Genomic DNA, 14271 nt, shown 5'->3' with positions numbered 1-14271 from the left:
TTACGCTCTTGCAACGCAAACAGGTTCTCAACTTATTCACAAGGAGGATTTCCCATGTCTTACCTGGATCAAGTTCGACAAGTCAACCCGCTTGTCCACAACATCACGAATATTGTTGTCGCCAATTTCAGCGCGAACGGTCTGCTCGCTATCGGCGCTTCCCCTTTCATGGCTGCCGGCCTGCCCGAAGTCGAGGAAGCCGCCGCGATGGCGGGGGCCGTCGTGCTCAATATGGGCACGCTGGACGAGCTCTCGCTGGAAGCCATGCTGCGCGCCGGCCAGTCCGCGAACCGGAGCGGCGTTCCGGTCGTGCTTGATCCTGTAGGTGCCGGCGCCACGGCCTACCGGACCGAATCGGCTTCCCTGCTGGCCCGCAGTCTTAAGCTTGCGGCCATCCGCGGCAATGCGGCAGAGATTGCGAATCTTGCCGGAGAAGCCTGGGCCAGCAAGGGAGTGGATGCCGGAGAGAGTGCGGGAGACATCGTTCCGGCCGCTGAACGCGCTGCCCGCCTCTACGGCTGTGTCGTGATCGCGACCGGACGGGAGGATGTCGTAACGGACGGCAAGCGAACGCTCCTTATCCGGAGCGGTCATCCGCTGCTCACCCGCGTAACCGGCACGGGCTGCCTGCTGAGCGCCGTCATCGGCGCCTTCGCGGCTGTTGCCGGAGGCGGCGTCCTGGAGGCGGCCGCAGAGGCCGCGGCCTTCTACGGCTCCGCCGCTTCCCTCGCCGCCGAGGCGGCGGCCGATCTGGGGCCGGGCAGCTTCCAGATTGAATTTCTGAACCGGCTGTCCACCCTGCAATCCGGCAGCATCGGGGAGCTGGCGCTCATCCGCGAGCGCGAGCAGGTGGACCGGGTGACGCCATGAACCGGGATGGTCACCATGAATGCCGGGAGATGCAGAGCGGCCTGCCTCTAGGCGGTGCCCTCGGCTCCGGCGGATCAATAGCCGATGCCTGCTCGGTCCCGGTCGCTCTCACCATAGCCGGATCGGACAGCGGCGGCGGAGCCGGCATCCAGGCCGACCTCAAGACGTTCCAGGAGCTCGGCGTCTACGGAACGTCCGCGCTGACCGCCATTACCGCCCAGAATACGCTCGGCGTTCAGGGCGTGCTTCCGGTAGCGGCGGAACAGGTCGGCATGCAGATGGATTCGGTCGCTGCCGACCTCCCTCCGGATGCCGTCAAGACCGGAATGCTGTTCAGCGGAGAGATTATCGAGACGGTCGCCGAACGGGCTGTCCGGTACGGATGGAAGAAGCTCGTCGTTGATCCGGTCATCACGGCCAAGGGCGGCGCACGCCTGCTGCGCGAAGAGGCTCTGGAAGCGATGAGGCGGCAGCTTCTGCCGCTTGCGCTGGCCGTGACGCCGAATGTCCCGGAGGCCGAGCTGCTCGCCGGCTTCCCGATTCGCAGCTTCGCCGACCGGGAGCGGGCCGCGGCCGCCATTCACTCCCTCGGGAGCCGGTTCGTCATTCTGAAAGGCGGACACGCCGAGGAAGACGGAGACCGGGCGGTCGATCTCGTCTATGACGGCAGCGGGTTCCTCCGGCTGGAGAGCCCACGGATTGCCACCCGGCATACGCACGGCACCGGCTGCACCTTCTCGGCCGCCCTCGCCGCCGAACTGGCGCGAGGCGCTTCGGTCCCGGAGGCCGCAGCGGCCGCCAAGGCGTTCGTGCAGGCGGCGATCGAAGACGGGCTCGGCCTTGGGAGCGGACACGGGCCGACCAATCATTTTGCCTACAAGCGCCGAATGGCCCGAAGGGAGCGCGAAGAGCATGTCTGAGTTCTCCGAACGCTTCTTCACCAGTCCGGACAGCCCGGAGGTGGCAGAACTCGGGGCCTCCGGGGAACTCGCCCGCCGCTGGAGCAGGGGTAAGATCGCTCCGCTTCTTCGCGTCTACTTCATTATGGGCAGCGCCGATACCCGGGGCCGTCCGCCCGCAGACGTCCTGCGGGAAGCGATCACCGGCGGCGTCACCCTGTTCCAGTTCCGGGAAAAAGGAGCGGGCGCCCTCACCGGGCCGCCCCTTCTCCGGCTCGCCCGCGAGCTGCGGGCGATCTGCCGGGCGAGCGGCGTGCCGTTCCTGGTCGACGACGACGTCGAACTCGCGCTCGCCGTCGGTGCCGACGGCGTCCACGTCGGCCAAGAGGATGCTCCTGCCGCCGGGCTGCGGCAGCGGCTCGGTCCCGCCGCCATCCTCGGCGTGTCTGCGCACACGCCGGAAGAGGCCCGCCGGGCTGCCGCCGACGGGGCCGATTATATCGGCGTCGGGCCGGTCTACCCCACCGGATCGAAGCCCGACGCGAAGCCCGCCTGCGGCCCCGGGCTTCTGTCCGCGCTGCGGCGGTATGAGCCGGACCTTCCGATGGCCGCCATCGGCGGACTGACGGCGGGCAATGCCGCCCCCGCGCTTGCAGCCGGAGCGGACGGACTGGCCGTCATCTCCGCCATCGCTGCGGCGGAGAATCCCCGGCGGGCCGCGGCCGAGTTAGCCCGCCTGTACGGCGGTGGCCGCTGATGGAGGCCCTGCGGAGCGGTCATGGCGGCCAGGCTGAAGCGGCTTAATTTCGTCCTTAAGGAATGAACAAAAAGAACAAAGTCCCGCTCATCAGGGCTTTGTTCTTTTATTTTGGGGTTCGTTCAGTTCATTCAGCTCGTTCAGGCCGTTCAGTTCATTCAGGAAGTTCCGGCCTCGCGGTATTCCGTCGGCGTCTTTCCAGTAGCCTTCTTGAACACCTGGGCAAAATAGCGCGGGTCCTGATAGCCGACAAGCGGAGCAATCCGGTATACCTTTACTTCGCTGCTCGTAAGGAGATATTTGGCTTTCTCGATCCGGCAGTGGGTCAGATACTCCAAGAACGTATAACCGGTCGTATTCTTGAACAGCGTGCAGAAATGGCTGACGGACAAGCCCGCTACCTCTGCGGCTTCTTCCACGCCGATCTCCTTGCTGTAGCTCGATTCGATGAACCGCCGCACCTTGTCGGCGATACTGCGGGGATCGTCCTTCGGCACAGTATGGACGGCCGACGCAATCGCCGCCGTCAGCTCCGCCGCCGCTTCGGCCATCATTTCATCCAGCGTCCCCAGCCTGCGAAGTCTGTCCAGCAGCACATCCGGAGACCCCGGGGAAGAGCCGGTCCATTCCTCCAGACCCCGGTAGAGCACGACCAGCAGCTCCGTCAAATGGCGTTCCGCCTGTTCGCGGGTTGCCGAAGCGGCCGACAGCGCCTCCCGGAACCGGTTCAGCCCGTTCCGGAGCCGTGCGGCGTCCAGCTGGCGGACACTCTCCGCAAGCTCCCGCTCCGCATCCATCGGGTAAGCGGCCGATCCCGCTGCTCCGCGCTCTTCCACCGGAGCATAGACGCGTCCGGGACCGTCGTAGAACCGGCGGACCAGCGCCTTGGATGCTTCGGCGTAAGCGGTGGACAGCTGTCCGAGCCCGGCATGCTCCCGGCTGATGCCCGCCGAGCAGCTCAGCTTGGCATACCGGCGGATGGTCTCGATCAGGTCCGCCGCCACCTCTTCGCGGGTACCCGGATTGGCTCCGGGGAACAGCAGCACCCATTCTCCTCCGTGGTAGGGGAACAGGGCCAAGCCCCGCCAGCCCGTTGACCATTCCTCCAGAATGTTGCGGATGGCGAACAGCCACAGACGTTTTTCTTCGTCCGTCCATGCGCTGCCCAAGCCGGCATAGCCGTCCAGTTGAACGGCGATCAGGAAATAGCTGTCCTCCAGTTCGCCGCGCTCCAGCCATTTCAATTGCTGCAGCGGTCCGTCACGGCCTTCGATCAGTCCGGCGAACAGCCGCTCCCGCGCCAGCTCCGAGAGCGCCCGGGCGGAGTGCAGCAGCTGATCGTTCTCGCGCCGGGTATCCAGCTTCTCCACCGCTCTCTCCAGCATGACTTCGAGCTCGTCGTGATCGATCGGCTTCAGCAGATAATCGAACGCCCCCATCCGCAGCGCTTCGCGGGCATATTCAAATTCGCCGTATCCGCTGATAAAGATAAACAGCAGGCGGTCGTTCGCGCTCAATACTTCGCGCATCAGCGACAGCCCGTCGATTCCGGGCATCCGGATGTCGCTGATGACAATATCGGGCGCCGTCTCTTCAATCAGCTTCAGTGCAGCCTCGCCATTCCTGGCCTCGCCGACAATTCCGATTCGCAGCTCCTCCCACGGAATGGCGGCCCTCAGGCTCCGCAGAATGATGGGCTCATCGTCTACGAGCAGCGCTTTATACCGTTCCGTTCCGCGTTCCACGGGCGTTCTCATCACTGTTCCCTCCTCCATTATGGCATTCCCGAGCTTCGTATCAGCTGCCAGTACCGCACCGAAGCCTGCTCGGTCTCCTCCAGCGCCTGTCTTGCATTCTCCGTCCCGTCCAGCATCCCCCCCAGGCCGTTCAGGAAGGCTTTCTTCACCTCGGGCGACAGCATATTGTCATACGGCACAAAGCTGTCCGGGCTATCGGCCAGCATACGCGCCACCTGCGCGAAGACCGGTCCGGTCTGATCGGGATCGAACGCTACCTCCATAGAGGGGATGCGCCGTCCTTCGTAGACGATCCGGTTCTGGACTTCCTCTGTGTAGAAAGCCTTCATGAAATCCAGCGCCGCCTCAAGCTTGGCGCCCGACAAGTTCGAGGACAATCCTATCCCGATCGTATAGCCGCCGGCTACGGATCGCTCTCCGCCCTCATGCAGAGCCGGAAAAGGCAGAACTCCGACCTGCTCCCCGAAGTTCTCCGCCGCACCCATTCCGCCGAACAGATTGATGTCCCAATTCCCGTTCAGGTACATGGCCGCCTGCCCGCTCGTGAACTGGCGGACGGCTCCTTCCGTAGAGAGCGCATTCGCATCCGGGCTGAAGGCGCCTTCCCGAATCCACCGCTCCAGATGCGCATAAGCCGACTGATAGGCATCATTGCGGAAGGAAGCCCCCTGCACGCCTGCGGCAATCCCCCGAATCGGTTCGGGTCCTGCGTAACGGTCGAGCAGATAATGGGCAAAAATGCCGGCAGGCCATCTGTCCTCGTTGCCGAGGGCGAACGGAATATATCCGGCCGCCTTGAGGCGCACAATCGCCTCGTCGAGCTGCGCCAGCGTCTGCGGCGGCGCAATGCCGAGCAGCTTGAACAGCGCCTGATTATAGTAGAGCGGCTCGGCATTGCCTTCAATCGGCAGCCCGTAGACATGCCCGCCGAACGTCCAGAGCTGCAGGTCCTTGAACTGGTGCTCCAGGCCGTTCTCCCGCAGAAAGCCGGTAAGATCCGCAAGCCGGTTCGAGCGGACATAAGGTTCGATCTCGGCCCCCCCGAAGAGCACGAACATATCGGGAGGCGTGCCCGTGACCATCTCTCCCTTGAGCCGCTGCTCCCGGTGTGTGGTCTGGTCGATGCCTTCGACACTGATCTTGATATTGGGGTGGCTCATTTGAAATGATTCGACGGTCTGCTCAAAGATTTCCAGCAGAGACCGGTCATGTTCCTTCACCCAGAAATGACGGAAACTCAGCGTGATTTTGTCCGGCGGATTGGGCTCGGCAGGCGCCGACTCCCCCCGGACAATCACCAGGACCGCTCCGGTCATCAGCACCGCATAGGCCGCGAGCCATCCCCACTTTGACAACCATTTCATACCCTAGCCTCCTTCCTTGTTCATATTCGGCCGCTTAGGGAAGAACGCAGGGAATTCGCAGCCGAATCACCGAACCGCAGCCCGGCGACGAGCAGATCATAATGCCGTAGACCGGGCCAAAACGCAGGTTCAGCCGGTCATGGACATTTCTCAGGCCTACGCCGCGGTCATTGTACTTCTTCTGCCCGCTCTTGTCTTTCTCCCAGACCTCGGACAGTGCGGAGAGATCGAATCCCGGGCCGTTGTCGGCGATCAGGATAAGCAGATCCCCGCCCGGGGCCTGCCGAATGGAGATGTCGATCGTGCCGGGCGATTCCATCGGCTCAATGGCATGATACAGCGCGTTCTCGACGATCGGCTGCACGATCAGCTTCTGGGTCATATACGTCTTCAGTTCCGGTTCTACCGCGATGGAGTAGGAGAACTTGTCCTCGAACCGGAATTTCTGAATATCCAGGTAATGCCGGACATGCTCCATCTCCATGCCGAGCGGGATGAGTTCCTGGTTCTGGCTGATGCTGATGCGCAGCAGCTTGCCGAGCGAAACGACCATCCGGCTGATATCCCGATTGCCGTGCAGAACCGCCATTGAATTGATGGATTCCAGAGAGTTATAGATGAAATGCGGATTAATCTGGGCCATCAGCGCCTGCATCTCCGCTTCTTTCTTCCGAAGCTGCTCGGCTTCCACCTGCTGCAGCAGGCTCTGAATTTGGTCGCTCATCCGGTTGAAGCCGTCGATCAGATGATCGCTCTCGTCGTTCGCGGGCTCCGGTCTCGCTATCGGCAGAAAGATTCCCTGCTTCACCCGCTTCATGCCCGCCACTGCGCCGCTGATGCTCGCGATCAGCTTCCTCACGAAATAGTGGTCGAACAGAAAGGCCGACAGCAGCGAGATCAGGCTGAGCGCAATGGCGATATTGCGGATCGGCGCCGTCTCCGCCGTAATCAGGTTCATCGGAGTAATGGCGGTCAGGTACCAGTCGGCATTCTCGGACGGCAGATAAGTAATCAGGGATCGTTCGTTCTGGTAACGGTCGATATAATGATCCTTCTCCCGCTTATATCCACTCTGCAGGAACGGAAAAGCGGTCTGCTCCCCCAAATGTTCACCCGACTTGCTGAAGACGATATTGCCCTGGCGGTTCACAAGCAGAATATCGCCTTTCTTGAGGGTCGCAGCCTCCCACATGATCTGATCCAGCAGCTCAGGCTTGACATAGACGACCAGATAACCGATATCCTCCAGCGAGTAGTAATCCTTGACGACCCGCGCCTGAATCAGAACAGATTGCCCGGATGCCGCCGAACCGTTCTCCCCGGGTCCCGACCAGACCGGGCGGCCCTCCGCCCGAATCATGGCCTCATACCAGGGCTGCTTCTTCAGATCGGCAAAGGACAACGAAGCATTGTTGTATTGATAGATCGTCCGGTCCTTGCCGAACAGGCTGAACGAGCTGACCATGGCATGATTGATCAGCAGATTGTTGATATCCTGCTTTCGGTCGTATGTAAGTGCATAACCCGGCTGCTTCAGCGCCTGCTGAATGGGTGTCTGCAGGATCGCGGAATTCGTAACATACGAAATCTCGCCCAGAGCGAACCCCAGCTTGCGGTCCGTTTCCTGCAGCGAGATCCAGTAGAAATTGCTCGATTTGCTCTCCATGGCGTTCGAGAAGCTGATATACGTCACCGTTCCCATAAGAATGACGGGAATGAAGACCAGCAGAATAATGGCGAACAGAATTTTGCGGCGAAGCTTCATTCCCCGTCTCCCTTCCGGTATTGTAAGCGTTCTATTCTATCCCGGTTAATCTATTCGCCGCAAGAAAGCCGGATTCCTGCGGCGGGCACCCGGTCCTGCGGCTGCCCCTTGGAAGGCGAGCCTTCACGCGCAGCAGCCGGGTTCGGCGGAGCCAGTCCTCCTTCTCCAGTCTAGAGCAAAACCGGAAGTCCGCCGACGAGGCAAACTTCCGATTTGGGGTGGAAATATTTCCGGTGTATACTGGTACTATTCTTATCAGAAAAGGAGCAACCGTTCCATGCCCATTAACCGTCCGCTGCTGAACGACAGCGACTTCCAGGAAGCGATGGACCGCCGGCTGCCCGTCCGGGTCTTCGAGAACGACCATCTCGTTCTCTCCGGAGGTACCGTCGTCCGTTTTACCGACTCCGACATTATCATTCAGAACCGCGTCAGCGACTTGACTTATTATTCGCGGCGAAGCTGCGAGTTCTTCGAAGTGAAATAACCCAAACAAAGAGGCCGTCTTTTGAGACGGCCCCTTTGTTTGGCGATATAAGGCCCGAACCTGCCCCTTAACGGGCAAGCGAGGCGTTCGCGTTCATTTTTTCATTCAGGATGGCTTGAAAACTCTGCGATTTCTCGTCTGCGTTCTCACGCTTGGGAGCGAGAGGGGGTACGGGTCTAAAGTATTGCTGATTGAATGCCATCAGGTTATGTACAGTCATGCTCACTTCAACCTTCCTCCTTCGATTGGCTGCGCGTCAAACGCAATGTTTTCTCATACTTACCCCAAGGTTTCCAGTCCTAAACAATTTTGAGTGAAAAAATTTATAAAATTTTAGATTTAATTTTCCCGGTCGGCCTTTTTCCTTTTTTGTGGTATTATGGGCGCATATTGATTCTGGAGGGGTCGGATTGGGTAAGTTCATTGGTTTTGTGCTTCTATGGAATCTGGTTGGCAACCCGGTTCTGGCGCTGCTGATTCTCATCGCCATTCTTTATATTCTGGACCGCCGCTATGTCGGCATCTTCCCCAGCATTGTGCGTCCTTTTAAGCGGGGAAGACAAATCTCCCGGCTGCGCAGCACGCTCTCGATGAATCCGAATGACGTTTCTTCCCGGTACGAGCTGGCCCGGCTGCTTGCCGAGCGCAAGAAGTATGCCGAGGCCCGGGAGCTGCTCGCCGGCATTGAAGACCGTTATGAGCAGTCCGCCGATTACTGGGTCGATCTCGGTATGGTCGATCTGAAGCTGGGCCGGCTGGAAGAGGGAGAACGCCGGGTCCTTCAAGGTCTTGAGCTGAACCCGAAATCCCGTTACGGCGAGCCTTATCTTCGCCTTGCCGAAGCCTTCCGCCATACGGACCGCGATAAATCGATGCGCTATCTTCATGAATTTCAAGCCGTTCATTCCTCTTCCAGCCAGTCCTACTACCTGCTGGGCTCGATGTACCGGACACTCGGCAATTCCGGAGAAGCCAAGCGGTCGTTCAGGGAGTCGGTAGCTGTCTACCGGTCGCTGCCCCGCTACAAGAAACGTCAGGAGCGGGGCTGGGCGCTCCGCAGCTGGTTCGCCGGTCTGCGCTGAGTCCGGCAGTAATCCCAAAAAAGTCCTGTCCGGCATGCCGGACAGGACTTTTTGCAGGCGAAACGCTACATCTTGAGGGCTGAATCTTCACCGCCGGCGCTCTTGTCGCCGCGAAAGCGCCGCACGGCATTAACTTGGACGGTTCCGCGCGATCTCTCCATCGGCTCTTCCGGCATCCTGGCTCCCTTGTTAATCCTCGTCCTGAGCTTCTTCCACTTCATAGACACAGCGGAACTGCTCCACACCCGCAGGATTGACTCCCAGCGAATAGACCATAAATCCAAGGCGGCGGTAGAAGTCGGCAGCCAGCTCGTCGCCCGTCTCCGCCAGAACAAACCTGGGGTTGCGCTCCAGCATCAGCTCCAGCAGCATGCCCCGGGCGTAGCCCCGGCCCCGGTTCTCGGGCAGAACGGCGATGTGCCGGATCACGAGCGATCCGTCCTCCGTCTCCTCGTAGCCGACCAGACCGACCACGACTCCGTCTTCCTCCCAGCCCGCCAGCCGCAAGTCATCGCTTCCCGCATAATCGAGCCCAGCCTGCCGCAGCAGCTCGGGCTCGCCCGCCACCGCATACCCGAGCAGTTCCGGGATAACCGGCTCTTCGAGTCTCGGTATCAAATCAACCAACATTGTAAAAAGCCTCCTTCTTCTCTCTTTCCAGAAGAAACAGTATACCATTCCCGGCAGCGAATGTCCCGGTCCGCAGCCTTAAGGGGGCCCGCCATTCAGACGGCGGGCTCCTTCACTTCGATCCGGCCGTCGCTGTGGCCGATAACCGCCAGACTGGCAATGCCGATGAAGAGCCCGTGCTCGACCACGCCGGGAATGCGCGAAAGCGCGTCCGCCAGCTGCGGGGCAGAAGCGATCTCGCCGAACCGGCAGTCGGCGATATAATTGCCGTTGTCGGTCCGGTAGAGCTGGTCGCCGCTCTTGCGGAGCTCCGGCGTGCAGCCCAGAGCCCGGATGGAGTTCAGCGTCCATTCCCAGGCAAACGGCACGATCTCGACCGGCAGCGGGAACCGGCCCAGCTTAGGCACCGCTTTGCTCTCATCCGCGACCACAATCATACGGTCGCTGTTCATCGCGACGATCTTCTCGCGCAGCAGCGCGCCCCCGCCGCCCTTGATCAACTCCAGACGGTCGTTCAGCTCGTCCGCTCCGTCAATCGTCAGGTCCAGCCGTCCGATCTCGCCGAAGCCAAGCAGCGGGATGCCCAGTCCGCGCGCCTGCTCCTCGGAAGCTACCGATGTTGCGACCGCCGTGATCCGCAGCCCTTCCGCCACGCGTTCGCCGAGCTTGGCGATCGCCCAGTAAGCGGTTGAACCTGTACCCAGTCCAACCTTCATCCCGTCCTGCACGTACTGAACGGCTTGTTCCGCCGCCATCTGCTTCGTGTTCATCTCATTTCCCCCTGTTACCCTTATGGTCTGCTGATTGCTTGAAAGGCTTCATCTGCTCTTCGTAGAGAGCCAGATTATCCGCCTCAAAGCAGATAAAGACGATTTCCTCCGGGCGTGTCTCCTCCTCCGCCGCTGCCAGATAATCGGCGACCGTGCGAAGCGCAATGCCGCAGGCTTCGTCCTTCGGAAAGCCGTAAATGCCTGTCGATATGTTGGGAAAAGCAACCGATCGGGCTCCGAGTTCCGCCGCCAGCTTCAGACTGCTGCGGTAGCAGCGCGCCAGAATGTCCCGCTCGCCTGCGCTGCCGCCCTTCCAGATCGGTCCCACCGTATGTATCAGATGGCGCACGCCAAGACGGCCGGGTCCGGTGCGGACCGCTTCGCCCGGCAGACAGCCGCCCTGCCTGCGCCGGATTTCGGCGCACTCTTCAGCAATTGCCGGCCCCCCTGCGCGGTGAATAGCGCCGTCCACGCCGCCTCCGCCGAACAATCCCGAATTGGCGGCATTGACAATGGCGTCGCCTCCCCAGGCCGTGATGTCGCCCCGGATCGCTTCAATGCCCGTTCCCTTAATCTCCACTCTCACTTCGACTCCCGCCTTCCCAGGACAATCGGTTCTTGACGTTCTATACTATACCAGAACGATAACGTGCACAAAAGGCCGAACTTCAGCCTCCGGGCCGCATCGTCGTCAGCTGGCGCAGATAGATGTCCCGTCCCGGCATATCCGAGGACCGGGCAATCCGGGCGGCCTCCGCAATGTCATAAGGAAGCCGGACGAATTGCAGCGAAGCCGGGGCCTCCTGATCCGAATCCCACTCGCCTTCCAGAATGCAGTAGCAGGCGAGCGGCATATCCCGCGGGGTACCGACGCTTCCGGCATTGAACAGCAGCCGGCGCTGCAGCGTCTGCATAAAAGCGTGATGCACGTCGCCATAGCCGACCAGGTCCGGGCGCCCCGTGCAGCCGGCCTGGGCAAGCGCCCGGGATTCGGCGAACTGCCTCAGCCGGTCCTTCTCCGGCGCCCACGGCTGGACGCGGGTATAGACGCTGTCCGGCGAAGCATGGAACAGCCGGAGTTTCTTCCCGCCTACGAGGTAGTCCAGCGCGAACGGGAGCCCGGCAATCCAGGCCAGACGCTCCCGGCCCAGCGCCTCCGCCTGCCAGCGCGCCGGCTCGTCCGCTTCCTGCTGCTCCGGGTCGGCTACAATCGCCTCCCAGTTGCCCGCGACCACGGCCCCGCAATGTTCGCGGACCAGATCCAGCGCTTCCGCCGGCTGCGGTCCCTTCCCGACCATATCCCCCAGACAGAGAACCCGGCCGATGCCGCGGCTGCCGATATCCTTCAGAACCGTCCGCAGCGCCGGCACATTGCCGTGTATATCTGAAATAATCGCGACCCGCTGCATCCGGATCACCGCCTTCCGCTGAGTTGGAGACGGGCTTGTGCTTCCTTCTCCGTTACAACGTAATACCCGGGGACAGGCCGGGCCAATCGCATTCCGCCGTCCGGCAGGCCATTGGCGGCCGATTCTATAAAAGTTATTTTGAAATACTCAAAATAACAGTTGAATCTCTGCAACCCTTGTCCCATAATGAATCTGTCAGCAGGATTTACCAATACATGCCACAAAGGGAGGATACGTTCATCATGAAATTTTTCCTGGACACCGGCAATATTGAAGAAATCAAGCGCATTGTCAAGCTCGGTCTGGTCGACGGCGTGACCACCAACCCGTCCCTGATCGCGAAGGAAGGCCGTCTCTTCAAGGACGTCATCAAAGAGATCGTAGAAATCGTTCCCGGACCCGTCAGCGCCGAAGTCATCGGACTGCAAGCGGCCCAGATGCTTGAAGAAGCTTATGAGATTGCCGAGTGGGCGCCGAATGTCGTCATCAAGCTGCCCATGACGGAAGACGGGCTGGAAGCCTGCTATGAACTGACGAAGAGAGGCATTAAGACGAATGTGACCCTGATCTTCTCCGCAACCCAGGGACTGATGGCGGCCAAGGCGGGAGCGACCTACATCAGCCCGTTCGTCGGACGGCTCGACGACATCGGCGTCGACGGCATGAAGCTGATCCGCGAACTGAAGACCATTCTTGCCAACTACGGTCTGGCTTCCGAGATTATCGCGGCCAGTATCCGCAGCATTGCGCACGTTGAACAGGCGGCTCTCGCCGGCGCCCATATTGCGACCATTCCGGGCTCCCTTCTTCCGTCGCTGTGGAAGCATCCGCTTACCGACATCGGCATCGCCCGCTTCCTGAAGGACTGGGAGAGCGTTCCGCAGGCGGCCAAGCAGAGCTGAAGAACCGGCAGCCCAAACGCGGGGAGAATTTCCCCGGCTTCAGCGGCCATTCTCTCCTGCATCTCTCCTGCATCTCTCCTGCTTCCCCCTGCGGGCCATCAAGCCGACAGCCGCGTTCCCCCTTAGAGGACCGCGGCTGTCGGCTTGTCTAACTAAACGGTATGATTTCTCCGGTCTACTTCCGGGTCCATACCCGTTCTCCATCCCGCCGGATATACATCTCCCGGTTCTCCGGGACCTCAGCGCATTGCCCGCGCCCTCCGGCCCGGAGCCGGATGACGCCGGTGGAACCTGCTGCCCTGGCTTCCGCCGCTCCTGCCTTTCCCTTTATCTTTGCTTGGCCGGATGGCCAGAAGAGCGAGAAGGCCGCCGATCAGGCCAACCGCTGCCATCGTTCCGAAGAGGGCCCAATGTCCGCCCTTCATCAGAAGCGACACTACGGGCGGACCGAGAGAGACGCCGATGAAGCGCATGCTGCTGTAGAGCGAGGTAATCGTGCCGCGCATTTCCTTGTCGATGCCTTCCGTAATGAGGGCGTCCATGCAGGGAAGCGCCGTTCCGATCCCGATGCCGGCTACGCTGAGCATGGCAAGCACATACCAGACCCCGCTGCTGATTCCCGCCAGAAGCATGGCCCCCGTCAGCAGAACCATTCCTCCGAAAGCCAGCCATTTCATCCGCGGCTTGTTCTCGCCGATCAATTTGCCGGCCCCGTAAGAAGACAGGCATAACAGCGCAAGCGGAATGGCCAGGACGAGCCCTTTCGTGGCGCCGTGCATCCCGTACCGCTTCTCCAGCGTCTCCGACAGGTAGAACAGAACGCCGAAGGTGGCGAACATGCAGATGCAGCCGATGGCAAAGATCGAGTACAGCCATCGCCCCTTCTCTTTCAGAATGGCGGCAATTCCCTTGACGAACTCACGGAACGAAGGAAGGTCCTCTCCGCTCTTTTTCTTCTTCGGATTGCGCACCAGAAACAGCACCAGAGCAAAAGAAAGCAGACACAGCACCGGGATAGCCAGAAAGGGCGCGAACCAGATCCAGATGCCCAGCAGCGCCCCGAGAATCGGACTCAGCACCTTGCCGAACGTATTCGAGGTTTCGATAATGCCGAGATTCTTGCTGACCTCTTCCTCTTCCTTGAACAAATCTCCGACAAACGGAATGACGATGGGAAAAGCCCCTGCCGCCCCGATCCCCTGCAGGAACCGGCCGCCCAGAATGACCGCATAGGAGGCGTTCCCCTCCAGCCACCAGGCTGCTCCCGCCGACACGGCGCCGCCGAGCGCGGCGATGATCAGACTCGGAAGGATGACGGCTTTGCGGCCGAACCGGTCGGACAAGTAGCCGGCAACCGGAATCAGGATAATGGCCACGATCCCGTACACCGTAATCATCATGCTGACCTGGAAGGAGCTGATGGACAGCTCTTTGGCAATTTGGGGCAGGACCGGCAGCAGCATGGAATTGCCCAGCGTCATGATCAGCGGTATGGAAGAAAGCGCAAGCAGCTCCCACTTGTGTTTTTTCATGGTCGGACCACCTTTGTCTGAGTTCGTCGCACCTCCTTTAGTTTGGT

At 60.8% G+C, this 14271-nt stretch carries 15 protein-coding genes; 6 read left to right on the top strand and 9 right to left on the bottom strand.

The window, feature by feature from the left end; genetic code table 11:
* Nucleotides 1-54 precede the first annotated feature (54 nt).
* Genes thiM through thiE form a run of 3 tightly spaced genes read left to right on the top strand, consistent with a single transcriptional unit; the run spans nt 55 to nt 2526 of the window.
* Nucleotides 55-870, top strand: coding sequence for a hydroxyethylthiazole kinase (gene thiM / locus RBI05_RS02530; protein WP_310550010.1), 816 nt, complete (start codon nt 55-57; stop codon nt 868-870).
* A complete protein-coding gene (gene thiD / locus RBI05_RS02525) occupies nt 867-1790 on the top strand; it encodes a bifunctional hydroxymethylpyrimidine kinase/phosphomethylpyrimidine kinase (RefSeq protein WP_310550009.1) in 924 nt (307 codons plus the stop codon). Before thiM ends, thiD begins: the two co-directional genes overlap by 4 nt.
* Nucleotides 1783-2526 carry a thiamine phosphate synthase gene (gene thiE, locus RBI05_RS02520; protein WP_310550008.1) on the top strand — a complete coding sequence of 248 codons (744 nt, stop codon included), beginning with the start codon at nt 1783-1785 and terminating at the stop codon, nt 2524-2526. The genes thiD and thiE overlap by 8 nt, the downstream gene beginning before the upstream one ends.
* 158 nt (nt 2527-2684) lie before the next feature.
* Here the strand turns inward: thiE and RBI05_RS02515 are convergent, their stop codons facing one another.
* Genes RBI05_RS02515 through RBI05_RS02505 form a run of 3 tightly spaced genes read right to left on the bottom strand, consistent with a single transcriptional unit; the run spans nt 2685 to nt 7412 of the window.
* Nucleotides 2685-4283, bottom strand: coding sequence for a response regulator (locus RBI05_RS02515; RefSeq protein ID WP_310550007.1), 1599 nt, complete (start codon nt 4281-4283; stop codon nt 2685-2687).
* Nucleotides 4284-4300: 17 nt separating this feature from the next.
* Nucleotides 4301-5647 (bottom strand): ABC transporter substrate-binding protein, encoded by a 1347-nt coding sequence (locus RBI05_RS02510; RefSeq protein ID WP_310550006.1) that lies wholly within the window; start codon nt 5645-5647, stop codon nt 4301-4303.
* 34 nt (nt 5648-5681) lie between these two features.
* Nucleotides 5682-7412 carry a cache domain-containing sensor histidine kinase gene (locus RBI05_RS02505; protein ID WP_310550005.1) on the bottom strand — a complete coding sequence of 577 codons (1731 nt, stop codon included), beginning with the start codon at nt 7410-7412 and terminating at the stop codon, nt 5682-5684.
* Nucleotides 7413-7689: 277 nt separating this feature from the next.
* Between RBI05_RS02505 and RBI05_RS02500 the strand changes: the two genes are divergently transcribed.
* Complete coding sequence (locus RBI05_RS02500; protein WP_150458447.1) at nt 7690-7899, top strand: hypothetical protein; 210 nt, start codon at nt 7690-7692, stop codon at nt 7897-7899.
* A gap of 67 nt (nt 7900-7966) precedes the next feature.
* Here the strand turns inward: RBI05_RS02500 and RBI05_RS02495 are convergent, their stop codons facing one another.
* Nucleotides 7967-8125 carry a hypothetical protein gene (locus tag RBI05_RS02495; RefSeq protein WP_191089574.1) on the bottom strand — a complete coding sequence of 53 codons (159 nt, stop codon included), beginning with the start codon at nt 8123-8125 and terminating at the stop codon, nt 7967-7969.
* A gap of 184 nt (nt 8126-8309) precedes the next feature.
* On the opposite strand from RBI05_RS02495, the gene RBI05_RS02490 reads away from it, so the two are divergent.
* Nucleotides 8310-8981 (top strand): tetratricopeptide repeat protein, encoded by a 672-nt coding sequence (locus tag RBI05_RS02490; protein ID WP_150458446.1) that lies wholly within the window; start codon nt 8310-8312, stop codon nt 8979-8981.
* A gap of 189 nt (nt 8982-9170) precedes the next feature.
* Here RBI05_RS02490 and RBI05_RS02485 read toward each other — a convergent pair whose 3' ends face one another.
* The 4 genes from RBI05_RS02485 to RBI05_RS02470 all read right to left on the bottom strand — a co-directional run bounded on the left by RBI05_RS02485 (nt 9171) and on the right by RBI05_RS02470 (nt 11790).
* A complete protein-coding gene (locus RBI05_RS02485; RefSeq protein WP_150458445.1) occupies nt 9171-9611 on the bottom strand; it encodes a GNAT family N-acetyltransferase in 441 nt (146 codons plus the stop codon).
* 95 nt (nt 9612-9706) lie between these two features.
* Nucleotides 9707-10381: a ribose-5-phosphate isomerase RpiA gene (rpiA, locus tag RBI05_RS02480; RefSeq protein WP_310550004.1), complete on the bottom strand. Its 675-nt coding sequence runs from the start codon at nt 10379-10381 to the stop codon at nt 9707-9709.
* Between the two features lies 1 nt (nt 10382).
* The gene (locus tag RBI05_RS02475; protein WP_310550003.1) at nt 10383-10967 is read right to left on the bottom strand and encodes an O-acetyl-ADP-ribose deacetylase; all 585 of its coding nucleotides are present in this window, start codon (nt 10965-10967) and stop codon (nt 10383-10385) included.
* An 82-nt stretch (nt 10968-11049) separates the two neighbouring features.
* Nucleotides 11050-11790, bottom strand: a complete 741-nt coding sequence (locus RBI05_RS02470) for a metallophosphoesterase family protein (protein WP_310550002.1) — start codon at nt 11788-11790, stop codon at nt 11050-11052.
* A gap of 242 nt (nt 11791-12032) precedes the next feature.
* Here RBI05_RS02470 and fsa point away from each other — a divergent pair, with 242 nt between their 5' ends.
* Nucleotides 12033-12692: a fructose-6-phosphate aldolase gene (gene fsa, locus RBI05_RS02465; RefSeq protein ID WP_310550001.1), complete on the top strand. Its 660-nt coding sequence runs from the start codon at nt 12033-12035 to the stop codon at nt 12690-12692.
* 239 nt (nt 12693-12931) lie between these two features.
* Here fsa and RBI05_RS02460 read toward each other — a convergent pair whose 3' ends face one another.
* Nucleotides 12932-14224: an MFS transporter gene (locus tag RBI05_RS02460; protein ID WP_310550000.1), complete on the bottom strand. Its 1293-nt coding sequence runs from the start codon at nt 14222-14224 to the stop codon at nt 12932-12934.
* Between the last annotated feature and the right edge of the window lie 47 nt (nt 14225-14271).

Origin of the sequence: Paenibacillus glufosinatiresistens, from assembly GCF_031470375.1 — a bacterium.
Lineage (GTDB): Bacteria > Bacillota > Bacilli > Paenibacillales > Paenibacillaceae > Paenibacillus_AQ > Paenibacillus_AQ glufosinatiresistens.
This window is presented reverse-complemented; position numbering and strand designations above follow the sequence as displayed.

What these genes read in the sequence shown, in the direction of transcription:
- RBI05_RS02510 (WP_310550006.1), bottom strand. Translation starts at nt 5,647, where the DNA reads ATGAAATGGTTGTCAAAGTGGGGATGGCTCGCGGCCTATGCGGTGCTG.
- RBI05_RS02505 (WP_310550005.1), bottom strand. Translation starts at nt 7,412, where the DNA reads ATGAAGCTTCGCCGCAAAATTCTGTTCGCCATTATTCTGCTGGTCTTC.
- fsa (WP_310550001.1), top strand. Translation starts at nt 12,033, where the DNA reads ATGAAATTTTTCCTGGACACCGGCAATATTGAAGAAATCAAGCGCATT.
- thiE (WP_310550008.1), top strand. Translation starts at nt 1,783, where the DNA reads ATGTCTGAGTTCTCCGAACGCTTCTTCACCAGTCCGGACAGCCCGGAG.
- RBI05_RS02515 (WP_310550007.1), bottom strand. Translation starts at nt 4,283, where the DNA reads ATGAGAACGCCCGTGGAACGCGGAACGGAACGGTATAAAGCGCTGCTC.
- RBI05_RS02485 (WP_150458445.1), bottom strand. Translation starts at nt 9,611, where the DNA reads ATGTTGGTTGATTTGATACCGAGACTCGAAGAGCCGGTTATCCCGGAA.
- RBI05_RS02500 (WP_150458447.1), top strand. Translation starts at nt 7,690, where the DNA reads ATGCCCATTAACCGTCCGCTGCTGAACGACAGCGACTTCCAGGAAGCG.
- rpiA (WP_310550004.1), bottom strand. Translation starts at nt 10,381, where the DNA reads ATGAACACGAAGCAGATGGCGGCGGAACAAGCCGTTCAGTACGTGCAG.
- RBI05_RS02470 (WP_310550002.1), bottom strand. Translation starts at nt 11,790, where the DNA reads ATGCAGCGGGTCGCGATTATTTCAGATATACACGGCAATGTGCCGGCG.
- RBI05_RS02460 (WP_310550000.1), bottom strand. Translation starts at nt 14,224, where the DNA reads ATGAAAAAACACAAGTGGGAGCTGCTTGCGCTTTCTTCCATACCGCTG.
- thiM (WP_310550010.1), top strand. Translation starts at nt 55, where the DNA reads ATGTCTTACCTGGATCAAGTTCGACAAGTCAACCCGCTTGTCCACAAC.
- thiD (WP_310550009.1), top strand. Translation starts at nt 867, where the DNA reads ATGAACCGGGATGGTCACCATGAATGCCGGGAGATGCAGAGCGGCCTG.